At 70.8% G+C, this 15725-nt stretch carries 11 protein-coding genes; 5 read left to right on the plus strand and 6 right to left on the minus strand.

Translation table 11 applies throughout. From position 1 onward, the window contains the following. The first annotated feature begins 52 nt into the window (after positions 1-52). On the plus strand, positions 53-1423 hold the full coding sequence (locus tag ACMTAK_RS08585; protein ID WP_413805632.1) for an NAD(P)/FAD-dependent oxidoreductase: 1371 nt from the start codon (positions 53-55) through the stop codon (positions 1421-1423). A 26-nt stretch (positions 1424-1449) separates the two neighbouring features. Here ACMTAK_RS08585 and ACMTAK_RS08590 read toward each other — a convergent pair whose 3' ends face one another. Continuing rightward, entirely contained in the window at positions 1450-2217 is a 768-nt protein-coding gene (locus ACMTAK_RS08590) for an HpcH/HpaI aldolase family protein (RefSeq protein ID WP_413805633.1), read from the minus strand. Positions 2218-2429: 212 nt separating this feature from the next. On the opposite strand from ACMTAK_RS08590, the gene ACMTAK_RS08595 reads away from it, so the two are divergent. After that, positions 2430-3227, plus strand: a complete 798-nt coding sequence (locus ACMTAK_RS08595; protein WP_413805634.1) for a DeoR/GlpR family DNA-binding transcription regulator — start codon at positions 2430-2432, stop codon at positions 3225-3227. 113 nt (positions 3228-3340) lie between these two features. On the opposite strand, the gene ACMTAK_RS08600 is transcribed toward ACMTAK_RS08595, so the two are convergent. Beyond that, positions 3341-3910 (minus strand): snapalysin family zinc-dependent metalloprotease, encoded by a 570-nt coding sequence (locus ACMTAK_RS08600; protein WP_413805635.1) that lies wholly within the window; start codon positions 3908-3910, stop codon positions 3341-3343. A gap of 158 nt (positions 3911-4068) precedes the next feature. Here ACMTAK_RS08600 and recQ point away from each other — a divergent pair, with 158 nt between their 5' ends. Next, positions 4069-5958: a DNA helicase RecQ gene (recQ, locus tag ACMTAK_RS08605; protein WP_413805636.1), complete on the plus strand. Its 1890-nt coding sequence runs from the start codon at positions 4069-4071 to the stop codon at positions 5956-5958. A 215-nt stretch (positions 5959-6173) separates the two neighbouring features. Here recQ and ACMTAK_RS08610 read toward each other — a convergent pair whose 3' ends face one another. After that, complete coding sequence (locus ACMTAK_RS08610; protein WP_413812829.1) at positions 6174-8327, minus strand: OmpL47-type beta-barrel domain-containing protein; 2154 nt, start codon at positions 8325-8327, stop codon at positions 6174-6176. A gap of 62 nt (positions 8328-8389) precedes the next feature. Next, a complete protein-coding gene (locus tag ACMTAK_RS08615) occupies positions 8390-10867 on the minus strand; it encodes a ThuA domain-containing protein (RefSeq protein ID WP_413805637.1) in 2478 nt (825 codons plus the stop codon). 223 nt (positions 10868-11090) lie between these two features. Between ACMTAK_RS08615 and ACMTAK_RS08620 the strand changes: the two genes are divergently transcribed. After that, entirely contained in the window at positions 11091-12095 is a 1005-nt protein-coding gene (locus ACMTAK_RS08620; protein ID WP_413805638.1) for a multicopper oxidase domain-containing protein, read from the plus strand. Between the two features lie 75 nt (positions 12096-12170). Here ACMTAK_RS08620 and ACMTAK_RS08625 read toward each other — a convergent pair whose 3' ends face one another. Together ACMTAK_RS08625 and ACMTAK_RS08630 are read right to left on the minus strand one after the other, a co-directional pair. Continuing rightward, positions 12171-13364 (minus strand): S1 family peptidase, encoded by a 1194-nt coding sequence (locus ACMTAK_RS08625; protein ID WP_413805639.1) that lies wholly within the window; start codon positions 13362-13364, stop codon positions 12171-12173. A 142-nt stretch (positions 13365-13506) separates the two neighbouring features. Continuing rightward, positions 13507-14217: a FadR/GntR family transcriptional regulator gene (locus ACMTAK_RS08630; RefSeq protein WP_413805640.1), complete on the minus strand. Its 711-nt coding sequence runs from the start codon at positions 14215-14217 to the stop codon at positions 13507-13509. Positions 14218-14449: 232 nt separating this feature from the next. Here ACMTAK_RS08630 and ACMTAK_RS08635 point away from each other — a divergent pair, with 232 nt between their 5' ends. Beyond that, positions 14450-15721 carry an SLC13 family permease gene (locus ACMTAK_RS08635; protein ID WP_413805641.1) on the plus strand — a complete coding sequence of 424 codons (1272 nt, stop codon included), beginning with the start codon at positions 14450-14452 and terminating at the stop codon, positions 15719-15721. Positions 15722-15725: the final 4 nt, after the last annotated feature.

Raw genomic sequence — 15725 nt, forward strand, 5'->3', positions numbered from 1 at the left:
GGGTACCAGGCTTGGGCCGTTATCGATCACGGTCGGCGGGAGGTGCGGGCAAATGGGCAAGGGCGACGCCGTGGTGGTGGGCGGGGGTCTCGCGGGCACGCTGGCGGCGGGCGCGCTCCTCGGCCACGTCGACACGGTCACCCTGGTGGAGCGCGACCGCTACCCGGACCGGCCCGCCTTCCGCAAGGGCGTGCCCCAGGGCCGCCATCTGCATGTCTTCCTCAGTGGCGGGCGGCGGGCCCTGGAGCGGCTGTTCCCCGGGCTGAACGGCGAGTTGGAGGCGGCGGGCGCGCACCGCCTGGAGGCGCCGCGCGATGTGATCACCAAGGGCGGCAACGGCTGGCAGCGCCGCTTCCACGAGGGCAGACACGCCACCACCAGCTGCACCCGGGCGCTGTTCGACGCCACCGTACGGGCGCGGGTGCTCGCCGAGGCCGAGGGATCCGGGACCCGGGTGGAGGTGCTCCAGGGCACCGAGGCCGTCGGGCTGCTCGGCGGCGCGGACCGGGTCACCGGCGTACGGGTGCGGGCGCGGGACGCCGGGCGCGCCGAGCGGGAGTTACCCGCCGATCTGGTCGTCGACGCCTCGGGGCGCGGCTCGCGCGCCCCCAGGTGGCTGGCGGAGCTGGGCGCTCCGGTACCGCGCGAGGAGGTCGTCGACGCCGGGATCGGCTACTGCACGCAAGAGTTCCGGCCCGCCGAGCCGCTGGACATGGTGATGGTCATCCAGCCGCGCCCGGACTGTCCGCGCGGTGCGGCCTGGTCCCCGGTCGAGGGCGGCACCTGGCTGCTGACGCTGGGCGGGGTGCGCGGGCACCATCCGCCGACCGAGAGCTCGGAGGTGCCCGGCTTCGTCAAGTCCCTGGGCGAGCCCGCGCTGTACGAGCACCTGCTGACCTGTGAGCCGGTGTCCCCGCCGTACGGGTTCCGCGACACCTCCAACCGCCGCCGCCACTACGACGCCCCGGGCGGGGTGCCCGAGGGGTTCCTCGCGGTCTCGGACGCCGCCTGCACCTTCAACCCGATCTACGGTCAGGGCATGGCGGTGGCCGCCCTCAGCGGGCTGGCCCTGCGCGGCTGCCTGGCCGAGGGGGGCCTGCGGCCCGGTTTCGCGGCCGCGGCGCAGCGCGCGGTGGCCCGGGCGAGCGACACCGCCTGGCTGACCGCCGTCGGCGCGGACCGCCCGTACGCCACGGACGCGGACGCCACGCCGCCGGGGGCGGCCGAGCGGCTGCGGAGCTGGTACGTCGGGCGGCTGGCGGACCGGGCGGCGATCGACCCGGTGGTGGGCGCGGCGTTCCGCGATGTCACGTATCTGGCGGCGGGCCCGTCCCGGCTGCTGTCCCCTTCGGTCGCCCTGCGGACGGTGCTGCTGCCGAGGGCCCGGGGTCTGACGGACCCGCCGCTGCGTGTGGAGAGCTGACCCGGGACGGCGCCGGGAGGGTGCGCTCAGCCGGTCGCGTCGCGCAGATGCGCGGCCGCCGCCTGCTCCAGGTGGGCCAGGTCGCTGCTGACCGTGGCGAAGGTGAAGCCCTGGGCCAGGCGCTTGGCGGCGGTGGCCCCGTCGGGGCAGTGGATACCGGCGGCGATGCCCGCGGTCCGCGCCTCCTCGGCGACCTTCGCCAGCGCCGCCTCGAACTTCTCCGCCACCGAGGTGTCCGTCGAAGTACGGCCGCCGAGCGCGATGGTGAGGTCGGAGGGGCCGATGTAGACGCCGTCGAGCCCGTCCGTGGCGCAGATCTCCGCGGTGTTGGCCAGCCCCCGGGCCGTCTCGATCATCACGACGCAGGCCACTTGCCGGTTGGACTCGGCCGGGGCGGGGCCGACGCGCAGACCCGAGCGCATCGGGCCGTAGGAGCGCACCCCGAGCGGGGGGTAGCGGCAGTGGCTCACCGCGGCGGCCGCCTCCTCGGCGGTGTTGACCAGTGGGACGATCACCCCGCGGGCGCCGGCGTCGAGGGCCTGGCCGATCCAGAAGCCGTCGTTGCCCGGGACGCGCACCATACCGGCGGCGGTGCCACGGGCGTCGATGGCGGTCATCGCGCCGAGTGTGCCCTTGTAGTCGAGGAGGCCGTGCTGGGCGTCGACGCAGATGTAGTCGTAGCCCAGCCCGGCCAGGCGCTCGGTGCCGACGGGATTGTCGAGGACGACCCAGTAGCCGATGATCCGCCTGCGGGCGCGCAGCCGGTCCGCGAAGTCGGCGGGGGAAGTGTTCATGCTGTCAGCTTCTCTCCTTCGGCCAGTTCTGTTCGGCGAGTTGCGCGGCCTCTTCGCTCCATGCGTGTTGTGAGCGGCACGCTCGCATGGTTGCACGTAACACGCAAGAGCCTCCCCCGCGTCCGCGACGAAACAGCGCGAAACGCGCAGACTGATAGGGTTGCTCAGGGCTGCGCAGAGTCGCGCAGAGTTACGGAAGGATGGGGGCCGCGATGCGTCAGGAGGTCGGGGCGGAGGAGCGCGGGCGGCTGCGCGCCGTGGACCGCCGGGAACTGATCGCCCGGATGATCCAGACCGATGGCACGGTCGTCGTGGAGGAGCTGGCCCGATCGCTGGAGGTGACGCCCTCCACCATCCGCCGGGATCTCGCGCTCCTCACCGAACAGGGCGCCATCGCCCGCACCTACGGCGGCGCGATGAGCGCGGGTCACACCGCCGAGCCCACCCTGGGGCAGCGCAGCGGACTCGCGGTCGCCGAAAAGGACCGCATAGGGCGCTGGGCGGCCGCGCGGATCGGACCGGGCGACACCGTCATCCTCGACGCCGGCACCACCACCGGACGGCTCGCCCACCATCTGCGCGCCCGCGGCGATCTGACCGTGATCACCTGCGGGCTCACCGCGCTGCGCGAGCTGGCCGAGGCGGACGGCATAGAGCTGCTCAGCCTCGCCGGGACCCTGCGCCATGTCAGCCAGGGCTTCGTCGGGCCGCTCGCCGAGCTGACCCTGTCCCGGCTGACTGCCGACAAGGTGTTCCTCGGCGCCGACGGGCTGGACGCGCGGCTGGGGATCTGCGAGGCGAGCCTCCAGCAGACCTCACTCAAGGAGATGATGGCCGACCGCGGCAAGGAGGTGTACGTCCTGGCCGACAGCAGCAAGCTGGGCCAGTCCCCGTTCACCGCCTGGGCCCCGCTGGACCGGCCGTGGACGCTGGTCACCGACAGCGGCGCCACCGATGACCAGCTCGGCCCGTTCCGGGCGCTGCCCGACACCGAAGTGATCACCGTCTGACGGCACACCACCACGGTGGCGGGGACGGTGAGGGTGACGGGCTGAGCGGGCCGGGAGCCTGGCTCCCGGCCCGCTCGGTCCCGATGCGTCGGGTCAGTCCCGGCCCGCTCGGGTCAGTCCCGGTACATCCGCGGCGTCGCGGCGGCCGTCGCGCCCGCGCCCACGAGGCCGAAGCTGTCCTCGACCTCGGCCTTCTCGGCGGCGTTCGGGTTGGGGTTGGTGCAGGAGACCCCGGCGGTGGAGCCGGACATCAGGCTCGAGCACGGCCCCGGCTTCATGTCCGGCAGACCGAGGATATGGCCGAGCTCGTGTGAGGAGATCCGCACCGTGTTGTAGCCCTCGTCGACGGCCTCGCGGCCGAAGTAGATCGTGCCGCTGCCCAGACCGGTCGAGAGGGTGCGGGGCCAGCCGTTGTCCGCGATGATGCGGACGTTGGCTCGCTGCCCGGACGTGGCCGGCTTCAGCTGGACGTTGACCACGCTCTCGTTCCAGATCGCCGCGCCCTTGGCCACGGCGTCCTTGAACTCGGCGGCCCCGCTGGCGTCGTACGTCACCGTCCGCGCGGCGGCGGTGTGCTCCGCCGGGGCGGCGGAGGCGGGGGCGGCCACGGCCTGTCCGGCCGTCAGGGCGAGCACCGCTGTCACCGCGGCGGGTAAGGCACGTACGAACTTGCTGGATCTCACGATCGGCCTCCTCGTGGGGGAAGGATGGACGGGGCAAGTGGGCATGAGCATGGCATGTCGCCGCCTCATCGGCCACTGTGCCCACCCACCTTCTCCTATCCGGCCGGTTGTCCACAGGCGGTCACCGCGAGTACCTCCCGGCACCCTAGAATCGCCGGATGGCTCTCCCCGACACCGACCCCGACACCGGTACCGGCCCCGATATGAGCGACGCGCCCGGCCCCGAGACGAGCGAGGCGCTCGGCGTTCTGCACCGCGTCTTCGGTTACGACTCGTTCCGGGGAGGGCAGCAGGAGATCATCGACCATGTGGTGGCCGGTGGTGACGCGCTCGTCCTCATGCCGACCGGCGGTGGCAAATCGCTGTGCTACCAGATCCCGGCGCTGGTGCGGAAGGGCGTCGGCGTCGTCGTCTCCCCCCTGATCGCACTGATGCAGGACCAGGTCGACGCGCTGCGGAACCTCGGGGTGCGGGCCGGGTTCCTCAACTCCACCCAGGACCTGGACGAGCGGCGGATGGTCGAGGCCGAGTTCCTCGCGGGCGAGCTGGATCTGCTCTATCTCGCCCCGGAGCGGCTGCGGGTCGAGCACACGCTGCGGCTGCTGGACCGGGGCCAGGTCTCGCTGTTCGCCATCGACGAGGCGCACTGCGTGGCACAGTGGGGGCACGATTTCCGGCCCGACTATCTGGCCCTGTCCGAGCTGCACGAGCGCTGGCCCACCGTGCCCCGGATCGCGCTGACCGCGACCGCCACCGAAGCCACCCACACGGAGATCGCGTCCCGGCTGAAGCTCCAGGACGCGCTGCACTTCGTGGCCAGCTTCGACCGCCCGAACATCCAGTACCGGATCGCCCCCAAGAACGAGCCGAAGAAGCAGCTGCTGGAGCTGTTGCGCACCGAGCACCCGGGCGAGGCGGGGATCGTGTACTGCCTGTCCCGCTCCTCGGTGGAGAAGACGGCCGAGTTCCTGGTGGCCGAGGGCATCGACGCGGTGCCGTACCACGCGGGGCTGGACGCGCGGACCCGCGCCGAGCACCAGGCGCGCTTCCTGCGCGAGGACGGTCTGGTCGTCGTGGCCACGATCGCGTTCGGCATGGGGATCGACAAGCCCGATGTGCGGTTCGTGGCCCATCTGGACCTGCCCAAGTCGGTGGAGGGCTACTACCAGGAGACGGGCCGGGCCGGGCGTGATGGACAGCCCTCCACCGCATGGCTGGCGTACGGGCTCCAGGACGTGATCCAGCAGCGGAAGATGATCGACACCTCCGAGGGCGACGACACCCATCGGCGCCGCCTCGGCGCCCATCTCGACGCGATGCTGGCGCTGTGCGAGACGGTGGAGTGCCGCCGGGTGGGCCTGCTGGCGTACTTCGGCCAGCAGTCCACCCCCTGCGGCAACTGCGACACCTGCCTCACGCCCCCGGAGTCCTGGGACGGCACCATCCCGGCGCAGAAGCTGCTGTCCACGGTGGTGCGGCTCAAGCGGGAGCGCAACCAGAAGTTCGGCGCGGGGCAGATCATCGACATCCTGCTCGGCAAGAAGACGGCCAAGGTCATCCAGTTCGACCATGACGCGCTGTCGGTGTTCGGCATCGGGACCGAGCTGCGCGAGGCCGAATGGCGCGGGGTGGTACGGCAGTTGCTGGCCCAGGGCGTGCTCGGCGTCGAGGGGGACTACGGCACGCTGGTGCTCACCGACGCGAGCGCGGAGGTGCTGAACCGGCAGCGCGAGGTCAGGCTGCGGCGCGAGCCGGAGAAGGCGTCGCGCACCGCGAAGGCGAAGACGGGGGCCTCGGGGAAGGCCAAGAAGGCCCCGGTGGATCTGCCGGAGGAGGCCGTGCCGGTCTTCGAGCGGCTGCGCGCCTGGCGGGCGGCGACCGCGAAGGAGCAGGGCGTCCCCGCGTATGTGGTCTTCCACGACGCCACCCTGCGCGAGATCGCGACCCGTGCCCCGGCCACGCTCGAGGAGCTCGGCACGGTGAGCGGGGTCGGCGAGAACAAGCTGGTGAAGTACGGCCAGGGAATTCTGGACACCCTGGCGTCCTGACCGCTCCAACCTACTGACGGTACGTCAAACCCCCGCTCCCGCAAGCCGGGAGCGGGGGGTTTGGCAGGTCCGGAGCACAGGGGTTACCGATGAGTGTTACCTGAGGTAACGTCAGGGCCCGTGGCCCGTGGCCCATGGTCCGTGGCCGCCGGGGACTGGGGTGCTCCGGCGGCCACTCACCCTCGCGCCGTTCCTCATGCCGTACGCGGCGGTTCCTACAGCTCCTTGATGCGGATGTCGCGGTACGAGATCACATCATCGGTGCTGTGGACCTGGAGACCGATATAGCCGGAGGAGTACCGACGGCCGTCCGTGCCGGGGTCGTCCGAGCGCGGCGGAGTGAACTCCTGGCCACCGGTGTTGTCGAACTCATTGAGCAGCACACCGTTGCGGTAGATCGAGAAGTGCTGACCGACCACCCGGATCTCATAGTCGTTCCAGCTGCCCTTGGGGGTGACCCCCGCCCCGGCCAGACCGACCCGGTCGAAACCGTAGATCGATCCGGTCTTGTACATATCGCCGTCCGGGCGGTCGAGGATCTGCACCTCGTGCCCGTACTTGATGGCGACCCACTCCGGGCGGGACTCCTCGGGATGGTCATGGACGTACGGGAAGCGCACGAAGACACCTCCGTTGGCATTGCCCGTCCCGGGCGCGTCATCACGGAACTGGAGCTTCAGCGAGAAGTCGTCATAGGTCCGCTGCGGGAACCACAGCATGCCCATGCCCTCGACCGAGGTGCTGCTGGTGATGCTGCCGTCGTCATTGAGACCGAAGGCCCCGCCGCCCACGTGCTGCCACTTGTCCAACGACTTCTTGGTGCCGTCGAACAGCGGGCGGTAGCCCTCGTCCTGACCGGGCTTGCCGATTCCGGACTGCTTGGCCGCCTTGTTGATCGCCCGGTACTCGCGCTGGTCGATGACGCCGTCGGCGAGCAGCTTGTCGGTGACGGCGGTGACGTGCTTGAGGAAGAGGGCGTGGGAGGACCAGTCCTTCTCGTCCTCGATCAGCTCATTGATGGTGCAGCGGCTGCGGGTGATGCGGTTGGGGACGCCGGTGTCCACCGTGCCGACGATCACCGTGAGGCGCTCGTCCCACTCCGGACACGCGGGTGCGGGCACCCCGCCGCCCTCGGCCACGGTGAAGGCGATCTGGCGGGCCTCGGAGGTGTTGCCCGCCTTGTCGGTGGCGCGGTACGCCACGGTGTGACGGCCCACCCGGTCCACCACCACGGGGGTGGTGTAGGCGAGGTACGGGCCGCTGTCCAGGGAGTACTCGACCTTCTCCACCCCGGAGTCGTCGTCCGCGGCGGTGAGCGTGACCTTGGCGCTGCCCACATAGCCGCCGTCGGAGTTCTTCACGCCGTCGACCTGCGCGGAGGTCACCGGGGGGATGGTGTCCTCGGCCGGCGGTACCACCACCGTGAAGTCCACCGACTTCACCTCCGACACATTCCCCGCCTTGTCCGCCGCCCGGAAGCGCACGGTGTGCGCGCCCGCGTCGTGGACCATCACCGGACCCGTGTAGGGCTGGAACTCCCCCTGGCCCAGGGCGTAGTCGATCCGGTTGACCCCGGAGCCGGTGTCGGAGGCGGTGACGGTCACGGTGGCCATGCCGATGTACGCGCCGGACGGGTCCCTCTCACCGGAGACGGTGGCCGAGGTCTCCGGCGGTGTGGAGTCGTCCGTCGGCGGCGCCACCACGGTGAAGTCCACCGACTTCACCTCCGACACGTTCCCCGCCTTGTCCACGGCCCGGTAGCGGATGGTGTGCTGCCCGACCTGGTGGACCATCACCGGGGCGGTGTACGGCTGGAACGCCCCGTCTCCTTCGGCGAATTCGATCCGGTCCACACCGGAGCCCTCGTCGGTGGCGGACACCGAGACGGTGGCCATCCCGATGTACGCGCCGTCCGTGTTCTTCTCGCCCTCGACCTTCGCCGAGGCCTCGGGCGCGGTGGTGTCCTCGCCCCCGCCGCCGTCGGTGACCACCAGGATGCCCTGCATCTGGCCGTGGCCGGGGATGGTGCAGTGGTAGCGGTAGCGGCCGGGGCTGAGGGTGACCTCGGCGGTGTGCTTGCCGCCGCTGTCGTCCGAGGGGTTGGCGAGGATGTTCAGTGGGACGTCGTTGTTGTACTCGGGGTCGGAGACATCGAAGGTCAGGGTGTGCGGCATCCCCATGGTGTTGCCGGTGGCCGTGCTGTTCTCGAAGACGATGGTGGTCTTCCCGGCGACCGCGGTGGTGGGCGCCGAGGCGTACTTGGTGATGTCGTCACCCGCGGTCCAGGTGAGGGTCTGCTGGACGGCCTGCCGGGTGTCGTCCTGGCCGTAGGCCGCCGTCGCCGTCGCCGAGCTCAGCCCGAGGACCATGAGCAGTGCGGCGAGCAGCGGCAGCCAGGGTCTGATGGGTTCGGGGCGCCTTCGTTTCACGGTCACTCCCCCTTCCTGGCCAGATCCTGGGCGAGCGGAGTGGGCTCACCGCCGTTGTACGTGATGTGCCACAGCGCCGACTTGGAGTCGGAGGTGAAGAAGCCGCGCCCGTAGTCGAGGACGTAGAGCGAGCCGTCCGGGGCGAACTTCCAGTCCATGAGGTTGCGGATGCCGTCGGCGCCCACCGGGATGATCTTCTTGAGGGACTCGGCATGCACCGGCAGCCCGCCCTTGCCGACGGTCTTCGGGTCGGTCAGCACCGCGTGGCGCGGCTGGTCGGCGTCGTAGAAGTCGCCGACGAACCACTTGCCGTCCCAGTACTGGGGCCACTTGGTGGTGCTGTCGCTGGTGGCGTCGTAACGGTAGACCGGGCCGTTCATGGTGGCCTGGCCGCCGCCCTTGAGCCATGGCAGCAGGTACTTGGCCTCCGACGTCTGGTAGCTGGGGATGCCGTTCGCGTCCCGCGGATAGTCGGGGGCGCCGCCCTGGGGCGAGTACCAGATGGTGTTCGCGGTGATGGGCGGCAGGTTCACCAGACCGTCGTTGTTGGGCGACTCGTTCTTGGGGTGGTCGCAGTCGTACCAGCCCAGGGGCTTGGTGGGATCGGGCAGATTGCGGTCCCGGTAGGGCTGCTTGTTGCCCATGCAGAACGGCCAGCCGTGGTTGCCCGCCTTGGTGATGGCGGCGAAGGTGTCGTACTTGGCCGGGCCCCAGGTGGTGCTGGGCTCGCCCGCGTCCGGGCCGACCCAGCCCGCGTAAAGGATGTCGGTCTTCTGGTCCACGAAGATCCGGGCCGGGTTGCGCACCCCCATCACATAGATCTCGCCACGTGTCTTAGCCCCGCCCTCGTCGGGCTCCTTGCCGGTGAAGAGATTGCCCTCGGGGAGGGTGTAGGTGCCGTCGTCCTCGGGGTGGATCCGCAGGATCTTGCCATTGAGGTTGTGGGTGTTGCCCGCGGTGCGGCGGGCGTCGGCGAAGGAGACGCCCTTGTAGTTCGGCTGTGGGTTGTTGCCCGAGTAGCCGTCGCTGAACTGGGAGGAGTTGTTGTCCCCGGTGGCGATGTAGAGATTGCCCTTGGAGTCCCAGCTCATCCCACCGCCCGCGTGGCAGCAGCTGTGGATCTGGACCGGCCAGGAGAGCAGGACCTTCTCCGAGCCCAGGTCCAGCTTGTTGGTCTTCAGGTCCAGGGTGAACCGGGAGACGCGGCGCTCGGCCATCTGGGTGTCCCGGTTGATCCGGGAGTGCGGGGTGTAGTGCAGATACACCCAGCCGTTGGTGAGGAAGTCCGGGTCCAGCTCGATGCCGAGCAGCCCCTCCTCGACCTTGATCAGCTCATCGCCGCCGCCCTTGTTGCCGAAGACGGTCAGGGCGCCCGCGAGCGTCACCTTGCCGGTGGCCGGGTCGTAGACATGGATCTGCCCCTGGCCCTTGCCGATGTCCGGGTCGTTCCAGTCGGTGACCACGGGCGCGCTGTTGTCGCCGCCGCCCCGGCCGATGTACAGCACCCGGCCGTCCTTGGCGACCACGAGGCCGTGCGGCTCGCCGATCTGGTCGGACTGGCCCGGCTGATTGGGCTTGGTGACGCGCTCGGCCTTGTAGTTCGCGTTGATGGTGGCCTTGCAGTCGGCGCGGGAGAGCCGGGTGGTCCACAGCAGCGCGCCACGCAGATGGGCGCGGAAGTCGGTCTCCTGGAAGGTGGACACCGTGCCGCCCATACCGGTGTAGAAGGAGCGGCCGCCGTCGTAGTCACGGCACCAGGAGATCGGGTGGTCCGCGCCGTTGGCGCCGGCGCCCGGCTGGTAGCTGGACTCGCGGACCCGGGCCACGGTGTGCACGGTGCCGGAGGGGTTGTCCTTCCAGTTGGTCCAGGTGTCGGTGCGCTTCCACTCCAGCGGCAGCTCCTTGGTGGCCGGGTGGACGCGGTCGCCGACCTCCACCACGGCCCGCTGGGCGGTGGCCGGGCTGGTGGTGGCCGGGCGGGCGCCGATCAGCCCGCTGAACCAGTCGGAGTACGGCTCGTTGCGGGCCGCGTCATGGATGCCGAGGAAGCCGCCGCCCGCCTCCATGTACGCCTCGAGCCCCGCCTCCTGCTCGGGGTCGAGCACATCGCCGGAACCGGTCAGGAAGACCACGGCGTTGTACTTGCCGAGCCGGGGCCGCGTGAAGACCGAGGCGTCGGCCGTGGCGTCGACGGTGAACCGGGTCGCCGCGGGGCCCTGGTTGCCGATCCGCTCGATGGCCTCGATACCCGCGTTCACCGTGGCCGGCTCGTCCCCGGCAGAACCGTGGAACACCAGGACCCGGACGTTGTCACCGCCGGGCGGCGACGGCAGCGTGAGTGGCGCACGATCCTCGGGCCGGGCGCTGGCGGGGGTCCCGCCGAGCAGGGTCGCGGTGAGGGCGCCGAAGAGCAGTGCCGCCACCCCCGCGCGTCTCCTTCGCAGCCGACCGACTGCCAGCCCTCTCCTCTTTGAGGGCATTTGGTACGGTATGTCCCGCATTGGTCACCCATCCCTCTCACGTACCGATAACACCGCTGAAGGAAGCTAGACGGCTTTTCGCAAGTCGCCAATAGCTATGACCGCAACTCAACGAACTTTGTCCTGAGTGTGGATGAACGGGCATCCCCCGGCTACCGTGAAAGCACCCCGGGGCATCTGCGCATCGTCAACGGCAGGGGATCCACAGCGATTTGGGAGAACGATGAGCGACGCACCCGGCTCCACCTCCAGACGCGGTCTCAGCAGACGGCTCTTCACCGGCGGCGCGGCCGCCGCGGCCGTCGGACCGCTGGCCCTCACCTCCCCCGCCGCCGCGAAGGCGCCGAAGGCCTCGTCCGGCGGGGTCAGAACGGCGGCCGCGGGCGGTACGGTCCGCCATCTCAAGCTGTACGCGGAGAAGCTGCCGGACGGTCAGATGGGTTACGGGCTCGAGAAGGGCAAGGCCGGCATCCCCGGTCCGCTGATCGAGCTGACCGAGGGCGACACCCTGCACATCGAGTTCGAGAACACCATGGACGTCACGGCCAGCCTCCATGTGCACGGCCTGGACTACGACGTCGCCAGCGACGGCACCCAGCTCAACCGCAGCGCCGTGGAGCCGGGCGGCACCCGCACCTACACCTGGCGCACCCACGCCCCGGGCAAGCGCGCCGACGGCACCTGGCGGCCGGGCAGCGCGGGCTACTGGCACTACCACGACCACGCGGTGGGCACCCCGCACGGCACCGGCGGCCTCCGGAAGGGGCTGTACGGGCCGGTGGTGGTGCGGCGGGCGGGCGACATCCTGCCGGACAAGCAGTTCACGATCGTCTTCAACGACATGACGATCAACAACAAGGCGGGGCATGACGCCCCCGAGTTCCGGGCCACGGTGGGCGACCGCGTCGAGATCATCATGATCACCCACGGCGAGTACTACCACACCTTCCATATGCACGGGCACCGGTGGGCGGACAACCGCACCGGGCTGCTGGAGGGCCCGGACGATGTGAGCCGGGTCATCGACAACAAGATCACCGGGCCCGCCGACTCCTTCGGCTTCCAGGTGATCGCCGGGGAGAACGTCGGCGCGGGCGCCTGGATGTACCACTGCCATGTGCAGAGCCACTCCGACATGGGCATGGCCGGGCTGTTCCTGGTCGCCAAGGCCGATGGCACCATCCCCGGCTACGACCCGCACCGGCTGTCGGCGTACCGCCCGGGGTAGCCGCCGGAGCGACACGACGGGGCGGGCCGCCGGGCCCGCCCCGTCGCCTTGTCGCCCCGTCGCCTGGTCGCCCCGTCAGGCGGTGTGCAGCCGCAGGCCGTACACCGACAGGATCTCGTTGACCGGCTGGTACCAGGTCTCGCCGCCGCTGGAGCAGTTGCCCCAGCCGCCCGAGGTCACACCCTGGGCCTGGTCGCCGCTGATGAACGAGCCGCCGGAGTCGCCGCCCTCGGCACACACACTGGTCTTGGTCATCTGGTACACCGCGCCCTGGCTGTAGTTCACGGTCTCGTTCTTGGCCAGGACCGTGCCGCAGCGCCAGTGGGTGGTGGAGCCGGACCGGCAGATGGAGGCGCCGACCGGGGCCTCGGCGGAGCCGCGGACCAGCTGGTCGGGGACGGTGCCCCAGCCGAGTACCACCGGCACGGTCCACCAGCCGCTGCCGACGCTGACGTAGGCGTAGTCGTTGCCGGGGAAGGAGGAGCCCTGGAAGTTGCCGATGTACGAGCCGTCCCAGCCGCTGACGGAGCCCCCCGCCTGGCCGCAGTGCCCGGCCGTGACGAAGCCGCCCTGCACCGAGAAGCCTATGGAGCAGCGGACGTTGCCGGTGTAGTACGGGTCGCCGCCGACCGTGCCTGCGGCGAAGGTCGTCGGCGCCTGGGCGGGGGCCTTCTCGACGGTGACCGGGACGGAGGCCGAGCGCTTCGCCTCACGGAGGAACGCGCGCACGGCGGCGTCGCCCTCGCTCCCCTGCCGGACCCGGATCACGACGGCGCCCGCGCGGGGGTCGGTGCTCCAGCTGCTCACCCCGGACGGGGCGGCCTGCTTCCGGGCCTTCTCGTCCAGCCGCGCCTTGGCCGCGTCGAGCGCGTCGGCGCTGTGCTTGACGACCCGGGTGGTGGCGCCCGTGGCCCGTACCGACGCGGCCCGCTCGGCGCTGGTGACGCCGACCACCAGCTTCCCGCTGCCCGTGTCGAACCACGAGCCGCCGTAGGAGGCGCCCGCGGCGCGCTTGGCCTTGGGCTCCAGCCGCATGGCGGCGGCCTCCTGGCCCAGCCGTTCCCGCGCCTGGTCCGCGGTCAGGCCGAGGTCCCGGCCGAGCGCGCGGACGAGGGTGGCGGACGGCGCCGGCGCGGCGGCGGGCTTCGCCGCGGGGGCGTCGGCGCCGGATGCCGCGGCGGCGGTCGAGAAGGCCCCGCCGGCGCCCGAGAGGGCGCCGAGAACGAGGAGTGCGGACAGTCCGGCACGGACAACGGGCTTCCGTCTCATGGAAGTTCCCCTTCTGCTCAGCAGGTGAGAGCGCTTTCACGTGTCGATCGCGCAGAGCCTAGCGAGCCACCGGGGAAAGTCCAGACCAAAGCCGTGATCGGTCACGGTCGGGCAGGAGGTCGGGCAGGAGGCCGCCGCGGACTCAAGGGGCTTCGTCCGGATTCCAGTTGAGCAGCCGGACCTGGGCGACCGTGCGGACATGGCGGCGCATGGCCGCGGCGGCGGCCTTGGGGCGGCGCTCGGCGATGGCGTCCAGGATGCGCTGGTGCTGGGCGAGTGAACGCCTGGGGCGGCCGGGCTGGCGCAGCGACTCCTCGCGGCTCTCGGCGATCTGGTCGGCGATCGAGCGCATGAACTCGGCGAGCAGCGGGCTGTGCGCGGCGGCGGTGACGGCGGCGTGGAAGCGGCGGTCGCCCTCGACGCCGTGGCGGTCGGACTCGATCTCGTCCTCCATCCAGTGCAGGGCCCGCTGGAGGGCGATGAGGTCGTCGTCGGTGCGGCGCTCGGCGGCGAGTTCGGCCAGCTTGGTCTCCAACGCCTCGCGGGCGTCGAGCACATCGGGCAGCCGGCGGCGGCGCTCCACCAGCCGCTCGACGGGCTCGGTGTCGAGGCTGTCGCGCAGCAGGCACATCCCGCCGCCCTGGCGCACCTCGACGAGCCCCTGCACCTCGAGGACGACGATGGCCTGCTTGACCGAGGCGCGACTGATGCCGAGGCGCTGGGCCAGCTCGCGCTCGGTGGGCAACCGGTCGCCCGCCTTCAGGCCGCCCTCCTCGACGTAGGTGCGCAGTCTCTCCAGCACCTGCTCGTACAAGCGCTGACGGTTCATCGGGCGCAGCGCGTCCTCGACCATACGGGCTCCCCCCATCGCGGTTTGTGATGGACCCGATTCGCAGCGTAGCACCGGGTGGCCGGGCGGTGTGGTGGTTGTGCGGTCCGGTGGAGCAATGGTCAATTGGCTGAGCCAATCTGCCACCGATGTCTTGACGGCCGAACCACCGGGCCCTCAACGTGAGTCAGCCAGCAGGCCACTTGGTCCGACCGTCCCCGGTCCGCCGACCGGGTCCCCGTGACGGGAGCGCTCGATGTCCGACGAATTGATCTCGATACTCGTGCTGGTGGTGGTCTTCGTCATCGCCACCACCCGTTCGATCAACATGGGCGCCCTGTCCTTCGCCGCCGCCTTCGGCGTGGGCGAGCTGGTCGCCGACTTCAGCGCGGACCATATCTTCGCCGGGTTCCCGGGCGATCTGTTCGTCGTGCTCGTGGGGGTGACGTATCTGTTCGCCCTCGCCCGGGCCAACGGCACCACCGACTGGCTGGTGCACGCCTCGATCCGGCTGGTGGGCGGGCGGGTCGCGCTGATCCCGTGGGTGATGTTCGCGATCAGCGGGGCGCTCACCGCGATCGGGGCGGTGAGCCCGGCGGCGGTGGCGATCGTCGCCCCTCTCGCGCTCTCCTTCGCCGCGCGGTACCAGATCAGCCCGCTGCTGATGGGCGCCATGGTGGTGCACGGCTCCCAGGGCGGTGGCTTCTCCCCGATCAGCATCTACGGATCGATCGTCAACGGCATCGTGGACCGGGAGAAGCTCCCCGGCAACGAGATCACGCTGTTCCTCGCGAGCCTGGTGGTCAACCTGATCATCGCCGCCGTCGTCTTCGTCGTCTGCGGCGGGCTGAAGCTCCCCAGGACCGCCGTCGCAGCCGATGAGAAGCGGGAAGACGGGGCGGAGGAGGCACCGGCCGACGCGGAGGGCCGTCTCACCCCCGCCCGTATCGCCACGCTGGCCGCACTGGTGGCGCTGGTGGTCGCGGTGCTCGCCTTCGATCTGGACGCCGGGCTCACCTCGATCAGCCTCGCCGTGGCCCTGAGCGTCTTCTGGCCGGACCACGGCAAGAAGGCGGTGAACGAGGTCACCTGGCCCACCGTGCTGCTGATCTGCGGTGTGCTCACCTATGTCGGGGTGCTGGACGAGATGGGCACCATCGACTACGCGGGCAAAGAGGTCAGCGACATCGGGATTCCGCTGCTCGCCGCCCTGCTGCTCTGCTACATCGGCGCGATCGTCTCCGCCTTCGCCTCCTCGGTGGGCATCATGGGCGCGCTGATCCCGCTCGCCGTCCCCTTCCTCGCCCAGGGCGACATCGGGGCGGTGGGGATGATCGCGGCCCTCGCGGTGTCGGCGACCGTCGTCGACGTCAGCCCCTTCTCCACCAACGGTGCGCTGGTGCTGGCCAACGCGCCGGACGTGGACCGGGACCGGTTCTTCCGGCAACTGATGATCTACGGCGGGATCATGGTGGTGGCGGTGCCGCCGGTCGTCTGGCTGGCGATGGTGGTCCCCGGCATCGGCTGAGCGG

Source organism: Streptomyces lacaronensis, assembly GCF_047337785.1.
In the GTDB taxonomy this organism is placed as follows: domain Bacteria; phylum Actinomycetota; class Actinomycetes; order Streptomycetales; family Streptomycetaceae; genus Streptomyces; species Streptomyces lycopersici.